Annotated in this window: 20 protein-coding genes; 1 reads left to right on the forward strand and 19 read right to left on the reverse strand. The window is 68.5% G+C overall.

What is annotated here, in order from left to right; all coding sequences use genetic code 11:
* Positions 1–56 precede the first annotated feature (56 nt).
* From carB to FN976_RS08505, 10 genes are all read right to left on the reverse strand, one after another.
* Entirely contained in the window at positions 57–3,341 is a 3,285-nt protein-coding gene (gene carB, locus FN976_RS08460) for a carbamoyl-phosphate synthase large subunit (protein WP_145892579.1), read from the reverse strand.
* A gap of 21 nt (positions 3,342–3,362) precedes the next feature.
* Entirely contained in the window at positions 3,363–4,475 is a 1,113-nt protein-coding gene (locus FN976_RS08465) for a hypothetical protein (RefSeq protein ID WP_145892580.1), read from the reverse strand.
* Between the two features lie 41 nt (positions 4,476–4,516).
* Positions 4,517–5,683: a glutamine-hydrolyzing carbamoyl-phosphate synthase small subunit gene (carA, locus tag FN976_RS08470; protein WP_145892581.1), complete on the reverse strand. Its 1,167-nt coding sequence runs from the start codon at positions 5,681–5,683 to the stop codon at positions 4,517–4,519.
* 211 nt (positions 5,684–5,894) lie between these two features.
* Positions 5,895–9,215, reverse strand: coding sequence for an InlB B-repeat-containing protein (locus tag FN976_RS29635; protein WP_145892582.1), 3,321 nt, complete (start codon positions 9,213–9,215; stop codon positions 5,895–5,897).
* Positions 9,216–9,250: 35 nt separating this feature from the next.
* A complete protein-coding gene (locus tag FN976_RS08480; RefSeq protein ID WP_145892583.1) occupies positions 9,251–9,586 on the reverse strand; it encodes a hypothetical protein in 336 nt (111 codons plus the stop codon).
* 8 nt (positions 9,587–9,594) lie between these two features.
* A complete protein-coding gene (locus FN976_RS08485; RefSeq protein ID WP_255440243.1) occupies positions 9,595–10,548 on the reverse strand; it encodes a hypothetical protein in 954 nt (317 codons plus the stop codon).
* The gene (locus FN976_RS29640; RefSeq protein ID WP_145892584.1) at positions 10,548–11,435 is read right to left on the reverse strand and encodes a patatin-like phospholipase family protein; all 888 of its coding nucleotides are present in this window, start codon (positions 11,433–11,435) and stop codon (positions 10,548–10,550) included. The genes FN976_RS08485 and FN976_RS29640 overlap by 1 nt, the downstream gene beginning before the upstream one ends.
* On the reverse strand, positions 11,432–12,367 hold the full coding sequence (locus FN976_RS08495; protein WP_186510793.1) for an alpha/beta fold hydrolase: 936 nt from the start codon (positions 12,365–12,367) through the stop codon (positions 11,432–11,434). The genes FN976_RS29640 and FN976_RS08495 overlap by 4 nt, the downstream gene beginning before the upstream one ends.
* A 108-nt stretch (positions 12,368–12,475) precedes the next feature.
* On the reverse strand, positions 12,476–14,233 hold the full coding sequence (locus FN976_RS08500) for an ATP-binding response regulator (RefSeq protein ID WP_145892586.1): 1,758 nt from the start codon (positions 14,231–14,233) through the stop codon (positions 12,476–12,478).
* The gene (locus FN976_RS08505) at positions 14,230–14,865 is read right to left on the reverse strand and encodes a response regulator transcription factor (RefSeq protein ID WP_145892587.1); all 636 of its coding nucleotides are present in this window, start codon (positions 14,863–14,865) and stop codon (positions 14,230–14,232) included. Before FN976_RS08505 ends, FN976_RS08500 begins: the two co-directional genes overlap by 4 nt.
* A gap of 150 nt (positions 14,866–15,015) precedes the next feature.
* Here FN976_RS08505 and FN976_RS08510 point away from each other — a divergent pair, with 150 nt between their 5' ends.
* Positions 15,016–15,975, forward strand: coding sequence for a helix-turn-helix domain-containing protein (locus FN976_RS08510; protein WP_145892588.1), 960 nt, complete (start codon positions 15,016–15,018; stop codon positions 15,973–15,975).
* Here the strand turns inward: FN976_RS08510 and FN976_RS08515 are convergent.
* The 9 genes from FN976_RS08515 to rseP are packed head-to-tail and all read right to left on the reverse strand — an operon-like array spanning position 15,935 to position 25,058.
* Complete coding sequence (locus FN976_RS08515) at positions 15,935–16,759, reverse strand: TrmH family RNA methyltransferase (RefSeq protein WP_145892589.1); 825 nt, start codon at positions 16,757–16,759, stop codon at positions 15,935–15,937. The two genes, FN976_RS08510 and FN976_RS08515, sit on opposite strands and share 41 nt — an antisense overlap.
* Complete coding sequence (gene rnhB / locus FN976_RS08520) at positions 16,756–17,415, reverse strand: ribonuclease HII (protein ID WP_145892590.1); 660 nt, start codon at positions 17,413–17,415, stop codon at positions 16,756–16,758. Before rnhB ends, FN976_RS08515 begins: the two co-directional genes overlap by 4 nt.
* Positions 17,387–18,523, reverse strand: coding sequence for a lipid-A-disaccharide synthase (gene lpxB / locus FN976_RS08525; protein WP_186510794.1), 1,137 nt, complete (start codon positions 18,521–18,523; stop codon positions 17,387–17,389). Before lpxB ends, rnhB begins: the two co-directional genes overlap by 29 nt.
* Positions 18,520–19,308: an acyl-ACP--UDP-N-acetylglucosamine O-acyltransferase gene (lpxA, locus tag FN976_RS08530; protein WP_145892591.1), complete on the reverse strand. Its 789-nt coding sequence runs from the start codon at positions 19,306–19,308 to the stop codon at positions 18,520–18,522. Before lpxA ends, lpxB begins: the two co-directional genes overlap by 4 nt.
* Before the next feature lie 17 nt (positions 19,309–19,325).
* Positions 19,326–19,763 carry a 3-hydroxyacyl-ACP dehydratase FabZ gene (fabZ, locus tag FN976_RS08535; RefSeq protein WP_145892739.1) on the reverse strand — a complete coding sequence of 146 codons (438 nt, stop codon included), beginning with the start codon at positions 19,761–19,763 and terminating at the stop codon, positions 19,326–19,328.
* A gap of 2 nt (positions 19,764–19,765) precedes the next feature.
* Positions 19,766–20,734 (reverse strand): UDP-3-O-(3-hydroxymyristoyl)glucosamine N-acyltransferase, encoded by a 969-nt coding sequence (lpxD, locus tag FN976_RS08540; protein ID WP_145892592.1) that lies wholly within the window; start codon positions 20,732–20,734, stop codon positions 19,766–19,768.
* A 10-nt stretch (positions 20,735–20,744) separates the two neighbouring features.
* Positions 20,745–21,254, reverse strand: a complete 510-nt coding sequence (locus tag FN976_RS08545; protein WP_145892593.1) for an OmpH/Skp family outer membrane protein — start codon at positions 21,252–21,254, stop codon at positions 20,745–20,747.
* Complete coding sequence (bamA, locus tag FN976_RS08550; RefSeq protein ID WP_145892594.1) at positions 21,254–23,548, reverse strand: outer membrane protein assembly factor BamA; 2,295 nt, start codon at positions 23,546–23,548, stop codon at positions 21,254–21,256. Before bamA ends, FN976_RS08545 begins: the two co-directional genes overlap by 1 nt.
* Positions 23,549–23,606: 58 nt before the next feature.
* Entirely contained in the window at positions 23,607–25,058 is a 1,452-nt protein-coding gene (gene rseP / locus FN976_RS08555; RefSeq protein ID WP_145892595.1) for an RIP metalloprotease RseP, read from the reverse strand.
* Between the last annotated feature and the right edge of the window lie 6 nt (positions 25,059–25,064).

Raw genomic sequence — 25,064 nt, forward strand, 5'->3', positions numbered from 1 at the left:
CCGGCGGTCTGAAAGGGTCAGCGGCAATTATAAGCAGCTGTCCGCCGCGCGGTGCTTCAGACGAGCTGCGCGTGCATCTCCTGCACCGAGATCACGTCGAGGTTCTCCATCGCCTTCATGCCTTCGACGGCCGCTTCGGCGCCGAAGATGGTGGTGAACGTGGTGACGCGGGCCAGCAGCGCCGACGTGCGGATCTGCCGCGAATCGGCGATCGCGTTGCGCCGCTCTTCGACCGTGTTGATCACCAGCGCGATCTCGTTGTTCTTGATCATGTCGACCACGTGCGGCCGTCCTTCCGTCACCTTGTTGACGGTGACGCAGGGGATGCCTGCGGCCGAAATCGCGGCGGCCGTGCCCTTGGTGGCCACGATGTCGAAGCCCAGCGCGGCCAGTTGTCGGGCGACCTCGACGGCGCGCGGCTTGTCGCTGTTCTTGACGGTGAGGAATGCCTTGCCGGAGGTCGGCAGCCTGGTGCCCGCCCCCAGCTGGCTCTTGACGAAGGCTTCCCCGAAGGTCTTGCCCACGCCCATCACCTCGCCGGTGGACTTCATCTCGGGGCCGAGGATGGTGTCCACGCCCGGGAACTTGACGAAGGGGAAGACCGCCTCTTTCACGCTGAAGTACGGCGGGCTCACCTCCTTCAGGATGCCCTGCTCCTCCAGCGACTTGCCCACCATGCAGCGCGCGGCGACCTTCGCCAGCTGAATGCCCGTCGCCTTGCTGACGTAGGGCACGGTGCGCGACGCGCGTGGGTTGACCTCCAGCACGAAGATCACATCCTGCCCGTCCTTCTGCTGGATGGCGAACTGCACGTTCATCAGCCCGATGACGTTGAGCCCCTTGGCCATGGCCGCGGTCTGCCGCTTGAGTTCGTCGATGGTGGTTGCCGAGAGCGAGTAAGGCGGCAGCGAGCAGGCGGAGTCGCCCGAGTGCACGCCGGCCTGTTCGATGTGCTCCATCACGCCGCCGATGAAGACGCGGCCGGTATGGTCGGCGATGCAGTCCACGTCGCATTCGATCGCGTCGTTCAGGAAGCGGTCCAGCAGCACCGGCGAGTCGTTCGACACCTTGACGGCTTCGCGCATGTAGCGCTCGAGGTCACGCTGCTCGTGGACGATCTCCATCGCGCGCCCGCCCAGCACGTAACTGGGGCGAACCACCAGCGGGTAGCCGAGGGCCTGCGCCTTCTCCAGCGCCTCCGGCTCGGTGCGGGCGGTGGCGTTCGGCGGCTGGCGCAGGCCGAGCTCATGCAGCAGCTTCTGGAAGCGCTCGCGGTCCTCGGCGGCGTCGATCATGTCGGGCGACGTGCCGATGATCGGCACGCCCTCGGCCTCCAGGCCCAGCGCCAGCTTCAGCGGCGTCTGCCCGCCGTACTGCACGATCACGCCGGTCGGTTTTTCCTTGTCGACGATCTCCAGCACGTCTTCCAGCGTCAGCGGCTCGAAGTACAGGCGGTCCGAGGTGTCGTAGTCGGTCGACACGGTCTCTGGGTTGCAGTTGACCATGATGGTCTCGTAGCCGTCTTCCCGCAGGGCCAGAGCCGCGTGCACGCAGCAGTAGTCGAACTCGATGCCCTGGCCGATGCGGTTCGGCCCGCCGCCCAGCACCATGATCTTCTTCCGGTTCGTCGGCTCGGACTCGCATTCCGGGACGCCCCCGTAGGTAGCGGCCTCGTAGGTCGAGTACATGTACGCGGTGTCGGTCGCGAACTCCGCCGCGCAGGTGTCCACGCGCTTGTAGACGGGCCGCACATTCAAGGCCTTGCGGGCCTCGCGCACGGCCTTGTCGGTGGTCTTCAGCAGCTTGGCGAGGCGGCGGTCCGAGAAGCCCTTGCGCTTGAGCGCGCGCATGGTGGCCGCGTCGAGCGATGCCAGCGCGCCCTCGCCCTTCTGCGCGACCAGCTTGTCGACGTCGAGCTCGATCTTCACGATCTCCTCGATCTGCACCAGGAACCACTTGTCGATCCTGGTGAGGTCGTACACCTCCTGCACCGACATGCCCTGAGCGAAGGCGTCGCCCACGTACCAGATGCGCTCGGGACCGGGTTCGCCGAGTTCCTTCTCGAGGACCTCGCGGTCCTGCGTCTTTTCGTTCAGCCCGTCCACGCCGACCTCGAGGCCGCGCAAGGCCTTCTGGAAGCTTTCCTGGAACGTGCGGCCCATGGCCATCACTTCGCCCACCGATTTCATCTGGGTGGTGAGGCGGTCGTTCGCGTCCTTGAACTTCTCGAAGGCGAAGCGCGGGATCTTGGTGACGACGTAGTCGATGCTGGGCTCGAACGACGCCGGGGTGGCGCCGCCCGTGATCTCGTTGCGCAGCTCGTCCAGGGTGTAGCCGACGGCCAGCTTGGCCGCGACCTTGGCGATCGGGAAGCCCGTGGCCTTGGACGCCAGTGCGGAGGAGCGCGACACCCGCGGGTTCATCTCGATCACGATCATCCGCCCGTCCTGCGGATTGATCGAGAACTGCACATTGGAGCCGCCAGTGTCGACGCCGATCTCGCGCAGCACCGCCAGCGAGGCGTTGCGCATGATCTGGTATTCCTTGTCGGTCAGCGTCTGCGCCGGCGCGACCGTGATCGAGTCTCCCGTGTGCACGCCCATCGGGTCGAGGTTCTCGATCGAGCAGATGATGATGCAGTTGTCCTTCTTGTCACGGACCACCTCCATCTCGTACTCCTTCCAGCCGAGCAGCGATTCCTCGATCAGCAACTCGCTGGTGGGCGAGGCTTCCAGGCCGCGCTTGCAGATGGTCTCGAACTCCTCCGAGTTGTAGGCGATACCCCCACCGGTGCCGCCCAGCGTGAAGCTGGGACGGATGACGGTGGGAAACCCCAGCGTCTTCTGCACGGTCCAGGCCTCGTCCATGGAATGCGCGATGCCCGATCGCGCCGAGCCCAGGCCGATGCGCGTCATCGCATCCTTGAACTTCAGCCGGTCCTCGGCCTTGTCGATCGATTCCGGCGTGGCGCCGATCAGCTCGACCGGCTTGTTGGTCGCCGCACCCTTGTACTTGTGCAGCACGCCGTTGCGCCAGAGGTCGAGGGCGCAGTTCAGCGCGGTCTGCCCGCCCATGGTCGGCAGGATCGCGTCCGGCTTCTCCTTGGCGATGATCTTCTCCACCGTCTGCCAGGTGATGGGCTCGATGTAGGTGACGTCGGCCGTGGCCGGGTCCGTCATGATCGTCGCCGGGTTGCTGTTGATCAGGATGACCTTGTAGCCCTCCTCCCGCAGCGCCTTGCAGGCCTGGACGCCCGAGTAGTCGAACTCGCAGGCCTGGCCGATGATGATCGGGCCGGCGCCGATGATGAGGATGCTTTGGATGTCGTTGCGCTTGGGCATGATTCTTCGGAAACAGCGGGATCAGTTGGGCGCCAGGCCATCGGCCTGGAGCATGCGAAGGAGGGGCTTGTCGGCGTGGGCGCGGACCATCGTCCAGACCTGCGCGAGTTCGGCGCGGGCCGCTTCACGGCTGCCGGCGAGGGCCAGCGCGACCGCGTGGTCGCAGGTGCAGAAAGCCAGTGAGGTCCAGACCGCGGGCTGGCTGGCAAGCTTGAGGAATTCGGCAACGCCGCGCTGGAGCTCGTCGAGGCCGCCGGGGGCACCGGTGCGCAGGCGCACCAGGCCGTCCACCCAGTGCACGAAGCCCTTGCCGTGCGGCGGCAACAGGCTCGCGTCGAGGGTCTGCATCAACTCTCCCGCCCGTTTGGCGTCGCCGAAACGCGCGTGCGCGAGCGCGAGATCCAGGATCCGCGATGGCTCGGAAGGTGCGTACTCGTACGAAGCCTGCATCAGCCGCACATACCCGTCGCGGTCGCCGGCGGCTGCATGCACCGAGGCCAGCCGGCCTTCATAGACGCCGGGGGTGTCGGCCAGCTTCGCCGGCCAGGCGGCGAGCGCCGCCACAGCGGGCGCCAGACCGTCACGCCGGGCGACGATGCACGCGAGCCGGACGTCCAGGTCGAAATCCATGGTCGGCCGGCTGGCGCTGACAACGCGCAACTTCGCGGCGAGTTCCTGGACGCGGTCCCACTCGCCGATGGAAAAGCTCTTCACGAGTGCCAGGTAGCGGCCGCCGTGGCGGTATTGCCAGATGGCCAGGGCGAAGGGCAGCAGCGCCAGGCCGAGGCCGCTTGCCAGCAGCCACCGGCTGCCGCTGTACGCGCCCCATCCGGCCAGCGCCGCGTCGAAAAGGAGCCAGCCGCGATTGTTGCGGGCTACGTCACCCAGCAGGGGCAGCAGGCCGGGACGGCGCATGGCCGAGATGCTGATGCGGGCGAGCTCGCGCGCCTGGGCCTCGTCGAGGCCCGCGATGTCGCGCGCGTCGGTGGCGAGGGCCGCCTCCTGGTGGAGCACGACGTCGCTCAAGCCCCGCGCCATGAGTTCCTCACGGGCATCCGCGGTGGCTGCGGCCTCGACAAAGCCCTGGACCGCACGGCCCTGGCGGTCCTTCGCGCTGTAAAGCAGATGGGCCATGCTTCTTTCACCAGATCCAGCGATGCACCACGCGCTTCACTTCAGGCCTTCTTGTCCATCAGGCCGGTGAACCGGTCGAACAGGTAGCCGATGTCGTGGGGGCCGGGCGAGGCCTCGGGGTGGCCCTGGAAGCAGAACGCCGGCTGGTCGGTGCGGGCCAGGCCCTGCAGCGTGCCGTCGAACAGGCTCACGTGCGTGGCGCGCAGGTTGGCCGGCAGCGTCTTTTCGTCCACCGCGAAGCCGTGGTTCTGGCTGGTGATGCTCACGCGGCCCGTGTCGAGGTCCTTCACCGGATGGTTCGCGCCGTGGTGGCCGAACTTCATCTTGAAGGTCTTGGCGCCGGAGGCAAGCGCCATGATCTGGTGGCCCAGGCAGATGCCGAAGGTCGGATAGCCCGCTTCGATCAGCTCGCGCGTGGCGGCGATGGCGTAGTCGCAGGGTTCCGGGTCGCCAGGACCGTTGGAGAGGAACACGCCGTCCGGATTGAGCTTCTTCACTTCCGAGGCGGGCGTCTTCGCCGGGACGACCGTGACCTTGCAGCCGCGTTCCGCCAGCATGCGCAGGATGTTCTTCTTCACGCCGTAGTCGAACGCGACCACGTGATATCTGGGATTCTCGAGCTGGCCGTAGCCCGCGCCCAGCTCCCATTCGGTCTGGTCCCAGCCGTAGGACTGGTCCGCCGACACCTCCTGCGCCAGGTCGAGCCCCGCCATCGCTGGGGCTCGCTTGGCGGCCGCCACGGCCTTCTCCACCAGCGCCGGCGTGACTTCCTGGCCGGCCGCCAGTCCCACCAGGCAACCGTTCTGCGCGCCCTTGCTGCGCAGGATGCGGGTGAGCTTGCGGGTGTCGATGTCTGCGATGCCCACCGTCTTCTCGCGCTTCAGGTAGTCCGAGAGCGTGAGGCCGGTGCGGAAGTTGGAGGCGATGAGCGGCAGGTCGCGGATGACCAGGCCCGCCGCGTGCACGCGCGCGGCTTCGACGTCTTCTTCGTTGACGCCGTAGTTGCCGATGTGCGGATAGGTCAGCGTGACGATCTGCTGGCAGTAACTCGGATCGGTCAGGATTTCCTGGTAACCGGTGAGGGCCGTGTTGAACACGACTTCGCCGGTGGTGGTGCCGGCGGCACCGATCGAGTTGCCGAGAAAGACCGTGCCGTCCGCGAGCGCCAGGATGGCGGGCGGGAAAGCGCCCTGAAGCGACGAAAGCACTGGGTTCTCCGTGTGGTTACGGGTACGCCCATTCGCAATCCTGCGGCAATCCTGCGGATGCGGTCGCTAAGGGGGTGGCTGGAATGCGCTAGGCGTACGGGGTTTTGCGGGAAAGCCTCTGATTATAGCCAGCCCAGGTGAATTCTCCCTCGGGCGGCCGGCCAATGTCCCCTGGAACGGGGGCGGAGGCCGGCCTCCATCGCTCACACCGTCACTCGAACCACAGTTTCAACGTCGGCCGGTGGAGCTGCACCCCGTGCGAGCTGTCCAGCATGAACGATGTCTTTCCGGCCACGGTGGGCACCAGCACGAAGCCATGGTTGCTGTTCGGCTCGTCGATCCACCGCTGCACCACCGCCGGGTCCAGGTTCACGCGGCGCGTATCGGCCGCCGCGCTGTTGAAGCCGCTGAGCTGGAAGGTGCGGCCGCTGTTCCAGTCAGCGCCGCCGCTGCCCGGGACGGCCCAGGCGCCGGTGCCGTTGCGGGCGGTCCAGCCGAACCGGGGTGACAGCGGATTCCACGCCGTTTCGAGCACCATGCCATTCAGCGTGTAGCCGCTGGCGCCGAAGGTGAACGTCAGGGCCAGCTCGGCGCGCGTCACGCGCCGCCCGGCCAGGCTGTCGAGGCCAGCGAAGCGCACGAAGCTGCGTGCTTCATAGCCCTGGCTGCCGTCGATGCGGAACGCCCCCGTCTTGCCCACGGGAACCACCACGCCCTTGCCGTAGTTGTACTGCGTGCCCTGGTTGGACACACCGACATCCGTCACGCCCTGGTAGGCGTTCAGGCCCTGCCGCAGCACGAGCTCGTTGCCCACCGGCAGCGGTGCAGGCGCCGGTGCGGGCACCGGGTCGGCCGGTGCCGGCGCGGGGGTCGGCGCGGGTGCCGGAGCAGGCGACGGCGCCGGAGAGGGCGAAGGTGCCGGCGAAGGCGAAGGCGAAGGCGAAGGCGCGGGTGCCGGCGAAGGTGCCGGGGACGGCGGCCCGCCGCCATAGTTCAGCTCGGTGGGCACGTAAACGGCTGGCGGGGGACGGGGCGCCGGCGGCGGGTCGCCCGCGAACACGGGCGGCGGCGCGATGGTGGCCGGCAGAGCGCCAGCCACCTGCACCTCGCCTTGGGCGCCCTGCACATCCAGGCTGCCACCCAGCGCGTGGATGGCGAAGCGGGCCGTGGCCGTGCGCCCGTCGGCCAGCTGGATGCGCGCACCCACCTGCCCTTCGGCATCCGAGCGCGTGGCGCTCAGCACCGCGCCGTTGGTGTCCAGCACGTGCAGGAACACGTTGGCGGTGCCGGTCTGGCTGACCTCGGCACGCCACCAGTCGCGGCTCACCGAGCGGTCGGCGTTCCAGAAGGTGGAGGTCACGACCTCCGCGGCGGCATTGGCCGGGGCGAGCGTCCGCACGCGCAGGCTGTTGCCGTTGTTGCTGACCGCGATCTCGCCGCCGTTGACCGCGGGCATCACCGGCGTGTTCAGCAGCCACGACTGCCGGGTTGGCACGGTGGTCTCCACCCGGTCCAGCACCACGAACGTGCTGGGGCGGATGAAGAGGAACTCCCGCTGCACCTTCTTCACGCGGTCGTTGTGCTTGTTCTGGTAACGCGCGTAGTCGCCATGGCGCCAGCTGTACACGGGCGTGAGGTCGGCCGCGATGTAGCTGTAGCGCGGGTGGTCGGCCAGGGCCATCACGCGGCAGGGGATGGTGTTGGCGCGCATCTCCACCTCGGCGCCGTCGGGCATGTTCAGGCGCAGCAGGTTGTGCAGCGACATGAACTGGTCCACGCCGGACAGTGAGCGCTGGATCGAGTCATAGGCGAGCCAGTCGTTCTTGAAGATCATGAAGCTGCCCTGGTCGGCATGGGCGTGGCTCTCGTCGTAGCGGCCGCACTGGAAGTGACCATAGGTCGCGTCCGTGTTCCAGTCGGAGCGCATCATGAAGTTGCCCGTGCCCTCGCCCCAGTACGAAGTCGCCAGCGCCGAACGGGGGACTTCCGGCGTGGTCTGCGTCCTCGGCAGGCCGTACAGCACGTCGGAGTAGTAGTCGTAGTCGTGGCGCATGCGCGGCACACTCGAATTCATCACCACGCCGCGGGCCACGCCCGCCAGGCGTTCGCCGGGATACAGCGCGATCAGCTGCTGCAGGTAGTCGCGGTTGTAGTCGTGCAGCTCGCCCGTCACGCTGCGGGTGGAGTCGCCCACCACGGCCCGCCGGTCGAGCGTGGGCATGATCGTGTGGATTTCCTGCGCGATGGACGCGAGTGTGTGCGGCGTCTTGTCGGCCAGGCGTTCGCCGGTGGAGCGCTCCCAGGTGTCGTACACCGTCCAGAGCGTGCGCGTCGACACGCCGTAGCCCGTGCCTTCGGTCGATCCGCCACCCTGCACCTTGGCGTTCAACAGCGGGATCAGTTCACGCTCGATCTTCTGGTTGCGGAAGATGTCCAGCCATTCGGGTGCCGACGGGTTGTCTCCATGCGTGGCCAGCCCCAGCTGCATGCCGGCACTGATGAAGTGGCGGTAGTAGTTGTTGGCCGGGTTGTCGGTGGCCCAGCCGCTCCAGCGGTGGGCGCGGTCGCCCCAGCGGCCTTCCATGCCCGTGGTGGCGTTGCCCGGCGCTTTCCAGACGTTCCACATGGCCTGGTTGCCATAGCCGATCCAGCGGGCCTTCTGCTGCCCGGTCAGGCCGTCATACGCCCAGTCGTAGACGCGCGCCAAATTGCCCAGGTACCAGTCGACCTCCAGGTAGCTGTTGCCGTGCACCCGCGGCGCCGAACCAGCGGCGATCAGCGCTTCTTCGTCGGACACGATGCGGTCCATGCGCGCAATGGCCAGGTCGCGGTAGCGCACGTCACCCGACATCTGGAACACCAGTGCCGCGAACCAGGGCGAGAAATTGTAGGGATTGCCTCCGGCCAGCGCGGTGTCCACCAGCGATTTCAGGCGCATGACCTCGGGCGCGGCCCGCGCGTACTTTTCCTGCAGGCAGGCCTTCAGTTCCGCGTTGGCCAGCAGGAGCTTGGGGTGGGCCGTGGCGATCACCGCGGGCGTGCCGGCGGTGCTGCGGGTCACGTCGCAAGCGGCCAGCGGGTCGGCCGGCACGAAGCGGGCGGTGACGGTCCGCGCGCCCGTCATGGTGACGTTGCAGCTCACGAAGTCGGAACAGACGCCGTTCGCCTCCCAGCGGTCGAAGGCGAAGCCAGGTGCCGGCACCGCGCGCAGGCTCACCACCGTGCCCTGAGGGAGGTTGCCCACGCAGGTGCTCGTTTCGCAATCCAGCCCCTGGGGCACGGAGTACACGCGGCCCTGTCCGCCGGCGATGATGGCCGTGAGCGGGGCCGTGGGCACGTCGGCCACGCGCACGCCCGATTTCCGGATCGAGGCCGCGGATCCCAGCTCGTCGAAGATGTCCCGGGCGATGGCCATTCGGGCTTCCGCCGTGGCGGCGCCAGGCGCACCACCAGCACCATCGCCCCCGCCGCACGCCACCAACAGCACACCGACGGCCGCCGTGACGGCGCTCTTTGCAAAATGTCTTCTCATGAATCCTCCGTGAATTGAAGTCGAGGGCCGAAGGCCTAGTTGGATTGATCGATCAGGTTCAGCAGGAAACCCGCGCCCGGGCGGCCGGCGCGGGCCGCCTGCGTGAGCAGCGCCATGGCGCGGCCCGGGTCATGGCGTACCTGCCGGCCGTAGGAAGCACTGCCGTGAAACAGCATGAAGCCCGCGCGCTCCGCGGCTTCGGCGTTTCCCGCGCCGGCGAGCTGTTCGTACATCTGGAGCGACCGGCCGAACTCGCCCTCGTGATAGGCCCGGTGGGCCTGGTCCAGCGTGGCGGCGGGATTGGCGGCGGCCGCAGTGGCCATCCCCAGGGACAGCGCGAATGCCGTCGAAGCCTTTTGCAATGGATTCATGGCGCCGTTCACCCCATCAAAGGTTGCAGGGCGGCCTGGATCCGCTTCATCTGCTCGGCGGTGACCATCAGCGCGAGGGCGCGCGCGAAGCGCGGCTCCTGCACACCCGACACGATGTATTGCCAGCGGTAGGCGTGCAGCAGCCCGGCGGCCACCTCGGCCGCCTCCTGCGCGGTCAGCGCCCGGCCACAGGTGCTGGCGAAGTAGTCCGCGTCGGCGCTGGCCTGCTGCCGCACGATGGCGTCGACCGCGGCCACCAGGCCGATGAGGTCGTCCACCCCGCGGTCCCGCTCCGCATGCGACAGCCGGCCGTTCTCGCGCTCCCATTCCAGTTCGTCCAGCAGCGCGTGCTGCGACTCCTCTTTCCAGTGGAAGAGGAAGACGTCGCGGTAGAGCTCGGAAATCTCTTCGTCGGCCTCGAGGCTGTGGCGGTAGTGCGCCTGGGTGAACAGCTCGATGTGGCAGGTGAGCGCCAGCACGGCCCAGGTCGACGCCTGCAGCACCTGCGCCGCCACGGCGTTGGCCGTGGGCAGGAACTGGTACCCCGCGGGCATGCCCTTGCCGGCCAGCAGCTCGATGCGGCGGAACAGCTCCTGGTGCTTCAATTCTTCGTCGGTGAAGCGCACCAGCGCTTCCAGCGCCACCTGGTCGCCGTACCAGTGATCGCGGCTCAGCTCCAGCATCTTGATGGCGATGAAGCGCTCCACCAGCCCGAACATGTTGGCGTAGGTGCGGCCCTGGATCTGGCTCAGGCGCAGCTGCTCCGCGGGCGCGAGAAAGGCCAGCCGCCGGATGCGCGACAGCCCGTCGGGCAGGAACCGGCGGGAGAAGTCGAATTCGCGCCCGCGGATCACGTCGCGGTCGATGTCCCAGCGGATGCGCCTGGACGCGGCGATGCACTTCGCGTATTGCTCGGTGCGGTTGGTGGTCATGGTCATGCGTTGAAGGGTGGTGATGGACATCAGTCGAAGGCGGGGAAGGCGAAGGCGGGGTGGCCGGCGCGGCGGCGCGGACGTGGCGGCGGCTGGCGGTCCAATGCCGCCTTGATGCGCGGCAAGGCCACCTGCGCCGCGCGCCGGCCCGCCTCGAACAGCTCGGGCATGGCCGCCGTGTCCCACAACCCGACCTGGCGCTCCAGCGCCAGGTCGATGTGGATCACCTCGTGGCCCGCCGCCTGCGCCGCCACCGTCCGGGCGTGCATGAGGTTGTTGATGAGGGTGGTGCTGGTCTGCGCCACGAGGCGCGACAGCCGGTCCACCCGCCGCGGCATCTGGCCCGCGAAGCCCAGTGCCAGCACCACGTCGGCGTCGTGCGCGGCGGCGATGGGCAGCGGATCGGACAGCACGCCGTCCACCAGCCGCCGGCCTTCGATCTCCACGCTCGGGAAGATGATGGGCACCGCCATGCTGGCGCGCAAGGCGTCGGCCAGGCGGCCGCGGGTGAGCAACACCGGGCTGCCGGAGGCGGCGTCCGTGGCCGCCACGCGCAGCGGGATCGGCAGGCGCTCCAGCCGCAAATCGCCGAATGCGTCGGCGATGCGCCGGGCGATCAGCGCGTCGTCGCGCAGCGCGAAGCCCGCGCCGAAACCGGCCACCTTGGGCAGGATCATCTGCGCATAGGAACGCCAGCGCCGCTGGCGCGTGAGCTCCTGTGACCAGAGGCGGGTCGCGAGCTGCAGGGCCTGCCGCGCGTCCAGCCCCATGGCGATGGTGGCGCCGAACAGCGCCCCCGAACTGCAGCCGGCCACCAGGCCGGGCCGGATGCCCTCTTCCCCCAGGCGCTGCGCAATGCCCAGTGCCGCGGCGCTCCGCACGCCGCCGCTGCCCAGGACCAGGGCGAGGCGGGTCACGAGGCCTCCTCGCTGGAGATGAACTCCACGACGGCATCGATCACGCCGGCGCTGCGCAGCACGAGCTGGTGGCCGAAGCCGCGAGTGCCCCTGAACCGCACACCAGGCCGGGCATTCGCCAGTGCCAGGCCGTGCTCGAAGGGAATCTCCTCATCTTCCTCGTCGTGGATGACGAGCGCTTGCGAATCACTGCCACGCAGCATGTCGACCACCGACATGCGCGCCCAGTCCAGCCGTCCGCCGTACAGTCGCACCAGGCGGTCACGGACGCGGGCCAGCACGGCGGCCGTCAGGCCCACGTGTTCGGCGAAGGCCTCGGTGAACCAGTTGCAATGGTCGAACGAGCTGACCAGCACCATCTTCTTCGCGTCCAGGCCCCAGTCGCGCTGCGCGTACAGCGCCATGGACGCGCCGAAGGAATGCGCCAGCACCGCGTGCAGCGGTCCGGTGTGCGCCGCCACGGCGGCGATGGCGGCGGCGAACTGCACGAGGTCGGTGGCACGACCCGTCGACTGCCCATGCGCCGGCGCGTCGAATGCCACCACCCTGTACCCCGCGCCCACCAGCGGGCCGATCATGCGGTCCATGTGGGTGGCGTGCGAGCCCCAGCCGTGCACCAGCAGCACCGCCGGGCCCTGGCCCCAGGACAGCACCGCCAGGTCGCCACCGGCGAATGGCAGGCGATGCCCGAGGGCCTGGTCGCGCAATGCCAGCCGCGAGTCGAGCTGCGCCGTCCGTGGCGGCGTCGCCAGTTGCGCGTAGGCCAGTTGCGCGGCGACGGCCGGCGCGAGGCGGCACAACACGGCATAGGCGCCGCGCATGAGGCGCAGGCCGCGCGTCCGCGCGAACCGGCCCGTGCGCCTCGGTGCCGGCCGCGAAACCGGCGCCAGCTGCTTGGGGAAAGTGGTTTCCGGGGAGAACTGATAGCTCATGTGCATTCCTTTGCTTGGGACGCCGGCGAATGTACGGACGCCCCCGGAATGCGCACAGGTGCAATTCGTCATGTGCCCGGATCCGGGCCATGAGACTCGCCGCCGCCGCTACAGGGCCTGCAGCGCGGCCAGCAGCGTGGGGCCGGACACGGGCTTGGTGAGGAGTTGCACCTCATGGAATTGCGCCGCCTCGCGCAGCACCGCGTTGGTCTCGCCGCTGATCAGGAGGACCTTCTTGCCCCGCATGCGCAGCGCCAGGGCCACGTCCAGGCCCGATCCGCCGTGGGGCAGGCGGGCGTCGCAGATGGCCACATCGGCACGTGCGTGGGCTCCCTCCCGCAATGCGTCGTCAGCGGTCTCCACATGGCGCACCCGCAAGCCCCAGGAGCGTAACAACTGCCGCGTGGCCGCCGCCACCAGCGAATCGTCTTCCACCAGCAGGACATCGCGCAGCGGGAGCACCGATGGCGGCCAGGGCTCCTCGTGCGGCGGGACACCCAGTTCGGCCGGGCCCGAATCCACGGCGGCCCCCGCATGGGCTGGGGCAATGCTCGCCGCCGGAGTCGGCGGCGCGGCCCGGGACAGACTGACTGTCATGCAGCAGCCCTGCCCCGGCCTGGACCGCACGGAGATGTCGCCCTCCATCAGCAACGCGAACCGCCGGGCGATGGCCAGCCCGAGGCCCAGGCCCCGGCGGCGATCGCGCGCCTCGTTGTCGATCTGCACGAACTCTTCGAAGATGCGCTCCTGCGCCACGTGGGGGATGCCCATGCCCGCGTCGCGCACCTGCAGGCGCCACTGGCCGCGCGCGCCGCGCAGCACGATCGCCACGGTCGCGCCCGCGGGCGAGAACTTGATCGCGTTGTCCAGCAGGTTGGAGAGCACGCGCGCCAGCATCAGCGCGTCGGCCATGGCGAAGGCCGCGGGACGCACCAGTGCCACCACACGCACGCCTGCCGCCTCGGCCACCGCGCTGTGCTGCATGACCAGGTCGGCCACCAGGGGCGCCAGCTCGGTCGGCCGCAGGTCGGCTTGCACCGCCCCGGAGTCCATGCGCGTGAGATCGAGCACCTGCGACAGCAGGTCATCGAGCGCGCGCCAGGATTGGTGGATCCCATCCAGCGCCCGCCTGGACGCCCGGTCCTGCGCGGCCTGGCCACGGCGCATCAGCAGGTCAAGGTGCAGGCCGATGGCGTGCACGGGCTGGCGCAGGTCGTGGCTGACCGCCGCGAAGAAACGCGACTTGCTCAACCCCATGGCAGCCACCGCGTTGGCGGCGGCCTCGGCCCGGCGCCGCTGTTCGACCTGGTGCTTGACGTTGCTTTCCTGCGCCCGCGAAAGGAACACCATGGTGACGGTCATCAGCAGGCCGCCCACCCCCATCATCACGAGCAGGTTGTGCTGGTCCAGCGTCCCTTCGACGATGAAGCGCAGCGACGTCGGCAGCACCGCAAGGACCAGCGCAATGGTGGTGCGCATGACGTCGCCCGTCAGGCGCACCGCGACCAGCGTGGCGTTGCCCAGCAGGTAACTCATCAGCACCGCCTGGATCGGCAGGTTGGCGGGCACGTAGAGGAACCAGCAGGCGCTGCCCACGTAGGTCATCAGAACCCACATGTAGATGCGGTAGACGCGCTGGCGGGCAGGCTTGGGGCTGGCCCTGAACCACGGCCGGTTCACGTGCCACCACCGCAGGACGCCCAGGGCCGCGATGACGCCGAACCAGGTTGTCACCCGCTGCCAGGGGATGGCGGTGGAAAACATCAGCACGCACAACACCTCGCACGCGCGCAGTGCCCACAGCGACGCCACCGTGTGGGCGCTGTCCTCGGGATCGGGCCGCTCGTCCTCCCGGGTCGGCGTCACAGGCTGTCGGCGTCCAGTTGCGCCGCCTGCGTGCGGTTGGACACGTTCAGCGCGCGGAGGATCTCGCTCATGTAGTTCTTGACGGTGCCTTCGCTCAGGCCCAGCGCGCCCGCGATCTGCTTGTTGCTCATGCCCTGGCGCAGCAGCTGGCGCACTTCCTCCATGCGGGGGGTCAGCACCAGGTCGGGCCGCCGGAGGTCGGAGACCCGCTGGGCAAACGGCAGGCGCACGCCTTGCAGGGCGGCCTCGATGGCCGCGCAGATCTGCCCGGACGGCGCGCTCTTCGGGATGAAGGCGTGCACCGAGGCGATCTCCAGCGTGCGCCGCACGACGTCCGGCGATGTCAGCGCGGAAATCACGACCAGCGGCAGCCCCGGATGGCGCCGCGCCAGTTCGGCCAGGCGGAAACCCCTCTCCATGCCGGGCATGTTCAGGTCCACCAGTGCCAGCCGCGCCGGTGGCTCGCCCGCGGCGGCCCTGAGCAGCGATTCGCCATCGTCGGCCTCGACGAAGTTCACCTCGCCCAGGACATGGGCCACGAGGCCGCGCAGGCCATCGCGCACGAGCGCGTGGTCATCGGCAATAAGGACGGTGGTGGTCGGCGGCACGTAGCTGACAGGTCTGGGTGGCAAGAGGCAACAGAATGCGGGGCGCAGGGATGATGACCGCCGCCGTCGAATCCGCCTTCGCACTCCGTGCGGCAGGGTTTCGCATTTCGCGCACAATTTCAGCCCCGGGCGCAGTACCTACCCATTCCTGGTGAAGTCACCGACAGGTTCAGCATGCTCATTGAGTGGTCCACGGCCAGCAGCACGCCGTCCAGGCGTTTCGAGCAATGGCGCGAAGCGTGTGCCGAACACGTTTACGCGCTGTCGCTGGAGCGCAGCGACGACGGGCCGTTCGACGGACGCATTGCCCGGCGCCAGCTCGGCGCCCTCGACGTGACGGACATCCGGTGCGACCGGCACGTCGTGCGGCGCACCGGCTCCGACATCCGCCAGCAGCCCGGCGCGGACTTCTACGTCTACCTGCAGCGCCGCGGCCAGGTCTGGATGGAGCAGGGCTCGCGCACCGAGGTCGTGCAGCCGGGCGACATGATCATCGCCGACCCCAACGTGGCGTTCTCCACGGGAACGGACGGCAGCTTCGACTTGCGGATCTGGCGGATTCCGCGCGAGCGCCTCGCGCCCCTCCTGGCGCTGGGCTCCGGGGAGCTTCCGATGGTCAAGCTGGCGCGCCACAACGGAGAGGGCGCGCTGGTCAGCGACTGGCTCGACGCGCTGCTGCGCAACGCGCATGCGACGTCTCCCGCCAGCCTGGACCTCGCCACCAGCACCTTGTGCACGCTGGTCGCCGGCGCGGTCGGTGCCTCCCCCGAAACGCAGCAGCACGGCCCGGCGGCGAGGCGCCAGGCCTTGCTGCAACAGGTGATGCGGCGCATCGAATCGAGCGCGACCGACCTCGACTTCAGCAGCGTCCGCGTGGCCGGGGAGTTCGGCATTTCGTTGCGCACGCTGCACCAGCTGTTCGCGCTGTCGGACACCACGTTCCATGACTTCCTGACCAGCGTGCGCCTGGCACGGGCCAGCGAACTGCTGCGCGAGCCGCGCCACCAGCACACGAGCACGATCGAGGTCGGGTTTGCGGCGGGCTTCGCCGAAGCATCCACCTTCTACCGCCGCTTCAAGCAGCGGTACGGCGTCACGCCGGGCGAGTACCGCGCGGTTTCGGCTCGGGATTGAGCCCGCCCGCCGAAACGGCGGACGCGGCGCTCGCGTGCAGGCAGACCGCCGCCGCCGTCGCCACGTTGAGCGATTCCTCGCCCCCCGGCTGCGCGATGCGGACCGAACGCCGCGCGAGCGCCATGAGCGCCGCGCTCACGCCCTGCCCCTCGTGCCCGAACGCCCAGGCGCAGGGCCAGGGCAGCGCGGCGGCGTGGAGCCATTCGCCCCGGTGCGAACTCGTCGCGAGCAATGGCACCGCGAGAGCCGCGGCATCCGCGACATCCAAGCCCTCGATCAGCTGCAGCCCGAAATGCGCTCCCATGCCGGCGCGCAGCACCTTCGGACTCCAGAGGCCGGCCGTGCCCTTGAGCGCCAGGACCTGCCGGAAGCCGAAGGCGCTGGCACAGCGCAGGATGGCGCCCACGTTGCCGGCGTCCTGAACGCCATCGAGCACCACGCTCGCCAGGGTGGGCGCCAGTGCGGGCGCAGGTGGCAAGGTGACCGCGAAGCCCATGCGCGCCGGCGATTCGAGGCCGCTCAGGGTGGCGAACAACGTGTCGTCGATCACGACCGGCCGCATGCCGTCGAGCGCCCAATCATGGCCTGAGGCGTCCCAGTACGAGGCCTGGAACACCGCGAGCGCCGGCTGCACCCCGCGCTGCAGCGCGGCCCGGCACAGGTGATCCCCCTCCAGCCAGACCCGGCCCTGCTTGCGGTACGCATGGCTGTCCTGCGCCAGCCGCCGCAATTCCTTCAGCAGCGCGTTGTCGCGCGACGAGACGTGCTGCGGGCCGGAGGTCACTGGACCTGGACCGACACTTCCACGCCCTCTTCGGTCGCGAAGGTCGCGGCCACCGGGCTGAAATGCCGGCGGTGGTGCACGCAGGGGCCATGCACGCGCAGGGCCTCCAGGTGTTCCGGCGTACCGTAGCCCTTGTGCGCCGCGAATCCGTATTGCGGAAATTCCTCGTGCAGCTGCTTCAGCATGCGGTCGCGCGTCACCTTGGCGATGATGGATGCGGCGGAGATCGATTTCACCTTGGCATCGCCGCCGATCACGGCTTCCGACAGCACGTCGAGCGCCGGCAGCCTGTTGCCGTCAACCAGCACCTTGATCGGCTTGAGGCGCAGGCCTTCGACCGCGCGCCGCATCGCGAGCATGGTGGCGTGCAGGATGTTCAGGCTGTCGATCTCGCCGACGCTCGCCTCGCCCACCGCGCAGCACAGGGCCTTCTCGCGGATCATGTCGAACAGGCGGTCGCGCTGCAGCGGGGTCAGCACCTTCGAATCGGCCAGGCCCCGGATGCGCTTGCTGTCGTCGAGGATCACGGCCGCCGCGACGACCGGGCCGGCCAGCGGCCCGCGGCCGGCCTCGTCCACCCCCGCCATCAGGCCGACCGGGTCCCAGTCCAGCCGCTTCTGCTTCTGTTCAGCGCGAGAGGACTTTTTCGATGGCATCGGCGGCTCGTTGGGAGGTATCGCGTTCGAGGAGCGTGTGGAGCGTCCGGAATTTCTCCCGCACGGCCACCATTCTGGCAGGCGCCTCGAACCATTCCAACAGCGCCGCAGCCAGGGACTCGGGATTCGCGTTGGCCTGCAGCAACTCCGGCACCACGAATTCCCCGCACAGGATGTTCGGCAGGCCGATCCACGGCTGCAGCCGGCGCGGCTGCATCAGCGCGTAGGTGAGCCAGTTCATGTGGTACGCGATCACCATGGGCCGCTGGAACAGCGCGGCTTCCAGCGTGGCCGTGCCGCTGGCCACCAGCGCGACGTCGCACGCGGCCAGGGCGGCATGGGAGTGGCCGTCGACGATGCGCAGGTTGCGCAGCCCGCCGGCGGTCCTGGCGGCCGCCTCGATGCGCGGGCGCAGGCCGGGCACGGCCGGCACCACGAAATGCAGTTGGGGCCGCGCCCGCTGCAGCAGCTCGGCCGCCTGGAGGAAGCGCCCGGCCAGCGATGCGACCTCGGACACCCGGCTGCCCGGCAGCAGGGTCACCACCTCGGCATCGGGCGGCAGCCCGAGGCGCACCCGCGCGGCGTCCTTGTCCGGCTCCTTCGGGATGACGTTGGCGAGCGGATGCCCGACATAAGTGGCGGGGATGCCGTGCTTCGCCAGCAGTTCCGGCTCGAACGGGAAGATGCACAGCACGTGGTCGCAGCTGCGGCGGATCTTCTCCACCCGCTTGCCGCGCCAGGCCCAGATCGATGGGCAGACGAAATGCACGACCTTGCCGCCGCGCGCCTTCAGGTCCGCTTCCAGGTCCAGATTGAAATCCGGCGCGTCGACGCCGATGAAGACATCCGGGGGATCCGCCAGCAGCCTGTCCCTCAGGGCCGTCCGGATGCCGATGATTTCGCGGTAGTGCTTCAGCACCTCGACATAACCGCGCACGGCGAGCTTCGAGCTGGGCCACCAGGCCTCGAACCCCTGCCCCTCCATCGCCGGCCCGCCGATGCCGAACGAGGTGAGGTCCGGCCAGCGCCCACGCATCCCCTGCAGCAACAGCCCGGCGAGCAGGTCGCCCGAAGCTTCACCGGCGACCAGCGCCACCCGGGGCTTCATCGAATGATGCCGCGCCCGGGAACCGCCAGGAAATCCAGCATCGTCTGCACGTCAGGCTGGACCTCCGGTTCATCCAGTCCCAGTTGGGCGATGCGCTCGCAGGCCTGCTCCAGCGTGAGGCCGTCGCGGTACAGCGCCTTGTGCATCCGCTTCACGGCCGTGACGCGCGCGGGCGAGAAACCGCGGCGCCGCAGGCCCTCGAAATTCATGGATCGCGGCCGGGCCGGCTTGCCGTCGCTCATCACGAACGGCGGCTGGTCGGCCAGCAGCACGCTGGCCAGGCCCGTGAAGCCGTGGGCGCCGACGCGCACGAACTGGTGCACGTTGGTGAAGCCGCCGAAGATGACCCAGTCGTCCACCACCACGTGCCCCGCGAGCTGGGTGTTGTTGGCGAAGGTGGTGTGGTTGCCGATGACGCAGTCATGCGCCAGGTGGACGTACGCCATCATCCAGTTGTCGTTGCCGAGCCGGGTGGCGCCGCCGCCGCCGGGGGTGCCGATGTTGAACGTGGTGAACTCGCGGATGGTGTTGCGGTCGCCGATGACCAGTTCGCCGGGCTCTCCGTCGTACTTCTTGTCCTGCGGGATGGCGCCGAGCGAGGCGAACTGGAAAATCCGGTTGTCGCGGCCGATGGTCGTGTGGCCTTCGATCACCACATGGCCGGCGACCTTGGTGCCGGCCGCGATCTTCACGTGCGGGCCGATCAGCGTGTACGGACCGACCTCCACCGTGCTGTCGAGCTCGGCGTGGGGATCGACGATGGCGGTGGGATGGATGCCAGGCACTGTCGCCCTCTCCCCGCTCAGGCCACTGTGCGCATGGTGCACATGAGTTCGGCTTCGCAGGCCAGGTCGGGCCCCACGCGGGCTTCGCCCTTGAACTTGTAGATGCCGGACTTCGCGCGCAGCAGGCTCACGTCCATCACCAGCTGGTCGCCCGGTTCCACCGGGCGCTTGAACCGCGCCGCATCGATCCCGGCAAAGTAATAGACCGATTTCTCGTTGGGCATGACGCCGGCCGTGGCGAACGACAGCAGGGCCGCCGTCTGCGCCATGGCTTCCAGCATCAGCACGCCGGGCATCACCGGCCGGTGCGGGAAATGGCCCATGAAGAATGGTTCGTTGATGGTGACGTTCTTGATCGCGCGGATGGTCTTGCCGGTCTCGATGGAGATCACCCGGTCGACCATCAGGAACGGGTAGCGGTGCGGCAGCTGCTTGAGGATCTCGTGGATGTCCATCGTCATTGTTTTTTCTCCAGGGCCTTCAGGCGCTCGCGCAGGCCGTGCAGCTGCTTGAGCGTCGCGGCGTTCTTTTCCCAGGCCGCATTGTCGTCGATGGGAAAGATGCCGGTGTACAGGCCGGGCTTCAGGATCGAGCGCGCGACGAAGGAGCCGGCCGAGACGTTCACCCGGTCGGCCAGCGTCAGGTGCCCGAGGATCATCGCGGCGCCACCGATCGTGCAATGCGCGCCGATATTGGCGCTGCCCGCGATGCCCACGCAGCCGGCGATGGCGGTGTGCCGGCCGATCCGGCAGTTGTGCCCGACCTGGATCAGGTTGTCGAGTTTCACGCCGTCCTCGATGACCGTGTCGGCCAGCGCCCCGCGGTCGATGCAGGTGTTGGCTCCGATATCCACGTCGTTGCCGATGCGGACGGCCCCGAGCTGCTCGATCTTTTCCCAGGCGCCTGCGTGCGGCGCGAAGCCGAAGCCGTCGGCGCCGATCACCACGCCCGGATGCAGCACGCAGCGATCCCCGATCACGCAGTCTTCGCTGACCACCACGCGCGCCTTGAGCACGGTGTCGCGGCCGATGCGCGCACCCCGCTCCACCACGCAATGCGGGCCGATGCGCACGCCGGCCGCGATCTCCGCTTCCGGGTCGACGACCGCGCTGGGATGGATGGCCGGGCCGGCTGGCCGCGAGTGCTCGCGCTTCCACAGCTGCGTGAGCCGGGCGAAGTAGAGGTAGGGGTCGTCCGCCACGATGCAGGCGCCGCGAGCCAGCGCCTGGTCTTTCGACGCCGGCCCGACGATGACGCAGGCCGCGCGTGAGCTGTCGAGCTGCTGGCGGTACTTGGGATTGCTGAGGAAGCTCAGCTGGTCGGGTTCAGCGGCTTCCAGCGGTGCCAGGCCGCGGATTTCGAGCGTCGCATCACCGTGCAACTCGCCGCCCAACGCAGCGACGATGGAGCCGAGTGGCAGCGCCACGAGCGGCTTCCTAGCGGACGGTGTTGAGCGCGCGGATCACCTTGTCGGTGATGTCGTGCTTGGGGTTGATGTAGACCGCTTCCTGCAGGATCAGGTCGTACTTTTCCTGCTCGGCCACCTGCTTCACCACCCGATTGGCGCGCTCCAGCACCTGCTGGAGCTCCTCGTTCTTGCGGGAATTCAGGTCTTCCTGGAACTCGCGGCGCTTGCGCTGGAATTCGCGGTCCTGGTCGATCAGCGTCTTCTGGCGCGCCCCGCGCTGGGCCTCGGGCAGGGTCGGCGCCTCGCGTTCGAACTTCTCGGACGCCGCCTTCAGGCTGCTGCCGAGCTCGTTCAGCTCCTTTTCGCGGCGCGCGAATTCCTGCTCGAGCTTGGCCTGGGAGGCCTTCGCGGTATTGGCCTCCCGGAAGATGCGGTCGGTGTTGACGAAGCCGACGCGGAAATCCTGGGCTTGCGCGCCGGTCGCGAGCACGGACACGCCCAGCACCAAACCGAGAAGAAAACGTCGCTCAGGCGTCATCAGAAGGAGGTTCCGATCTGGAATTGCACGTGCTGGATTCTATCGCCAGGCTTCTTGCGGACCGGCTGAGCCAGCGCGATGCGCAACGGGCCGATGGGGGACAGCCACGAGAGGCCGATGCCCACGGAGGCACGCAGCTCGTCGAAAGTGACCTTGTCGTGCTCGCCGAAGACGTTGCCGACGTCGACGAAGCCGAACATGCGCAGGGTGCGGTCGTTGCCGGCGCCCGGGAACGGCGCGAGCACCTCCGCGTTGAGGGTGATCTTCTTCGGGCCGCCCACGGTGGACCCGGTGACGTCCTTCGGGCCCAGGGTGCCCTGGTCGAAACCACGGACCGAGCCGAGGCCGCCGGAATAGAAGTGCTTGAACACCGGGAACGGCCGGCCGCTCATGCCCCGGCCCCAGCCGACCTCGCCGTTGAAGGCGGCGGTGTACTGCTTGTTGATGGGGAAGTAGTGCTGGTACTGGTAGTTCGCGCGGACGTAGCGGGCATCGCCCGCGACGCCGAGTTCGGTGGCGAGGCGCTGGTAGCGGCCCTTGGTCGGCACCAGGGAACTGTCGCGGTCGTCGCGGGACCAGCCGATGGACAGGGGGACCGATGTCGTCGCGTAGCCCAGCCTCTCGGCATACGCCAGGTAGGTCGCGGGGATGTTGGTGCCCGGCTTGATCTCGGTGCGCTCGAGGCTGCCGCCGAAGAACACCGTGTCGACTTCGCTGAAGGGAATGCCGAAGCGCAAACCCACGCCCGAGGTGATCAGCTGGTAGTTGCCGCCCTGGTCGTCATAGGGCCGCGACGAGCGGTAGTAGATGTCGAATGAACGCGAGATGCCGTCGGCCGTGAAGTAAGGGTCGACCGAGTTGAAGACCAGGGTGCGGTTGTATTTGCTGGTGTTCACCTCGACGCCGAGGTAGTTGCCCGAGCCCAGGGCGTTTTCCTGCTTGACGGAGAACGACAGGGCCAGCTTCTCGGCGCTGGAGAAACCGGCGCCCACCTGCAGGCTGCCGGTGGGCTTCTCGACGACGTTGACGTTCAGGTCGACCTGGTCCGGCGCACCCGGCACATCGCTCGTTTCGACGTTGACCTCGCGGAAGAAGCCCAGGCGGTCGAGGCGGTCGCGCGAGAGCTTGATGCGCTCGCCGTCGTACCAGCTCGACTCGAACTGCCGGAATTCGCGGCGAACCACTTCGTCGCGGGTGCGGTTGTTGCCGGCGATGTTGATGCGGCGCACGTAGGCCCGGCGCGAAGGCTCGGCGGCCAGCACGAACGACACCCGGTTGTTGGCGCGGTCGATCTCGGGCCGGGCCTCGACCTGCGCAAAGGCGTAGCCGAAATTGCCGAAGTACTCGGTGAACGCCTTGGTGGTCTCGGTCACCTGGTCGGCGTTGTAGGGCTCGCCCGGACGGATCTTGATCAGAGTCTTGAACTCGTCGTCCTTGCTCAGGTAGTCGCCTTCCAGCCGGACGCTGGACACCACGTAGCGTTCACCTTCGGTGACGTTGATCGTGATGCTGATTTCCTGCTTGTTGGGCGAGATCGCGACCTGCGTGGAATCGATCCGGAATTCGAGGAAGCCGCGCTGCAGGTAGTAGGAGCGCAGCGCCTCCAGGTCGGCATTGAGCTTGGCGCGCGAGTAGCGGTCGGATTTGGTGTACCAGGAGAGCCAGCCCCCCGTGTCGAGGTCGAACAGGCCCTTGAGCGTGCCCTCGTTGAACGACTTGTTGCCGACGATGCGGATGTCGTGGATGCGTGCCGGTTCGCCCTCGGTCACCGTGAAGGTGAGGTTGACGCGGTTGCGCTCGATCGGCGTGACGGTGGTCAGCACCTCCGCGCCGTACAGGCTGCGGTTGATGTACTGGCGCTTGAGTTCCTGCTCGGCGCGGTCGGCCAGGGCCTGGTCGTACGGCCGGCCCTCGGTCAGGCCGATTTCGCGCAGGGCCTTCTTCAAGGTGTCCTTGTCGAACTCGCGGGCGCCGACGAAGTCGACGTCGGCCACGGTCGGCCGCTCTTCCACGATGACGATCAGCACGTCACCGTTGACCTCGAGGCGGACGTCCTTGAACAGGCCCAGCCCGAAGAGCGCCCGGATCGCGGCCGAGCCCTTCTCGTCGTTGTACTGGTCGCCCACCCGGAACGGCAGCGAGCCGAAGATGGTGCCCGGCTCGACGCGCTGCAGCCCCTCGACCCGGATGTCGCGCACCGTGAACGGATCGACCGCCCAGCTGTTGGCCGCGAAGGCCATCGCGATCACAGCCGAGACGGTGCGCGCGCGGAAGCGCTTGAATTGTTTCTTCATTGAATCAGTACCGCGCCGCGCCGCACCGTGCGACGGAAGCGGCTTTTTTCGGATTTTCTCAGCCAAAGAGTCGGGGGATGTATCTCGAGCCGTCGTTGAACAGTGCGATCGACATCATCACCAGCAGCACCATCAGGCCACCGCGTTGCAGGCGTTCCATCCATTGCTCGGAAACAGCCTTGCCCGTGACGGCCTCCCAAAGATAATACATCAGGTGCCCACCGTCCAAGACGGGAATGGGCAGCAGGTTCAGCACGCCCAGGCTCACGCTGATCAGGGCCAGGTACATCAGGTACTGCGTCAGGCCCAGGCTCGCCGACTTGCCGGCGTAGTCGGCGATGGTGACGGGGCCGCTCAGGTTCTTGAGCGATGCCTGGCCGATGATCATGCGGCCCATCATGCGGACCGTGAGCTCCGACACTTCCCAGGTGCGCACCAGGCCGTTCCACAGGCCGTCGACGGGCCCGTGCCGCACCAGCACCATGGCGGGCGGTGCGCCGACGTAGGCCCCGATGCGCCCGAACGGCGGCGCGCCCTTCTCGGTGATGGGGTCGGGCGTGACCTCCAGGGCCAGCACGCGCCCGCCGCGGTCGATTTCCCACGTGGCGCGCAAGCCCACGCCATCCTTGACCTGCGCCCGGATGTGGTCGCGCAACTGCTGCGCGTCGCCGACTTCCTTGCCGGCCACCTTGCGAACGACGTCACCCTTCTGCAACCCGGCGCGCTCGGCGGCGCCGCCTGCGGCGATGTCGCCGATCGCGGGCGGACTCCAGGGCGAAACGATGCCCACCTTGCGCAGCAGCTGCGCGTCGGCGTCCTTGGCGTCGATGCGGCTCAGGGGCAGCAGCAGGTGCCGGCCGCCCCGGTTGCCGGGCTCCGCCAGGCCGATGCGCAGGTCGCGGCCGTCGAGGGCACCGCGCGTGAGCAGCCAGCGCAGTTCCTCGAAGGACTGGATCGGCTCCATCGGGTCACCTTCGAAGCCCGCCCGCGCCACCGTCTCGCCGCCCTGCAGGCCGGCTTCGGCGGCGATGGATCCGGCGACCGGGGAGCCGAGGATCGGGCGCGGTTCGTCGATGCCGACCCAGTTGACCGCCGCATACAGCAGGATCGCCAGCAGCAGGTTCGCGATGGGTCCCGCCGCGACGATCGCGAAGCGGGAGCTGACCGGCTTGTGCTTGAACGAGTACGCTTCTTCGTCCGGCGTCACATCGGCCTCGTCGCCCTGCCCCACCATCTGGACATAGCCGGCCAGCGGGAACAGGCCGATCGCGAACACGGTGTTCTGGCCTTCCGGCTGCCGCTTGGGCGTCCATTCCAGGACCGGTTTGGCCAGGCGGTACATCAGCCGATGCCCCCAGCTCGCGCCTGGGAGCGGCACGGTGACCGGCAACGTGGCGATGCCGAACCTGCGGACGCGGACGCCGCAGGCGACGGCGACCCGGTAGTGGCCGTATTCGTGGAACCCGATCAACACCGTGATGGCGACCACGAAAGCAAGGAGAGTAAGCATCGGGAT

It is taken from the genome of Caenimonas sedimenti (genome assembly GCF_007833165.1).
GTDB classification, from domain to species: domain Bacteria; phylum Pseudomonadota; class Gammaproteobacteria; order Burkholderiales; family Burkholderiaceae_C; genus Ramlibacter; species Ramlibacter sedimenti.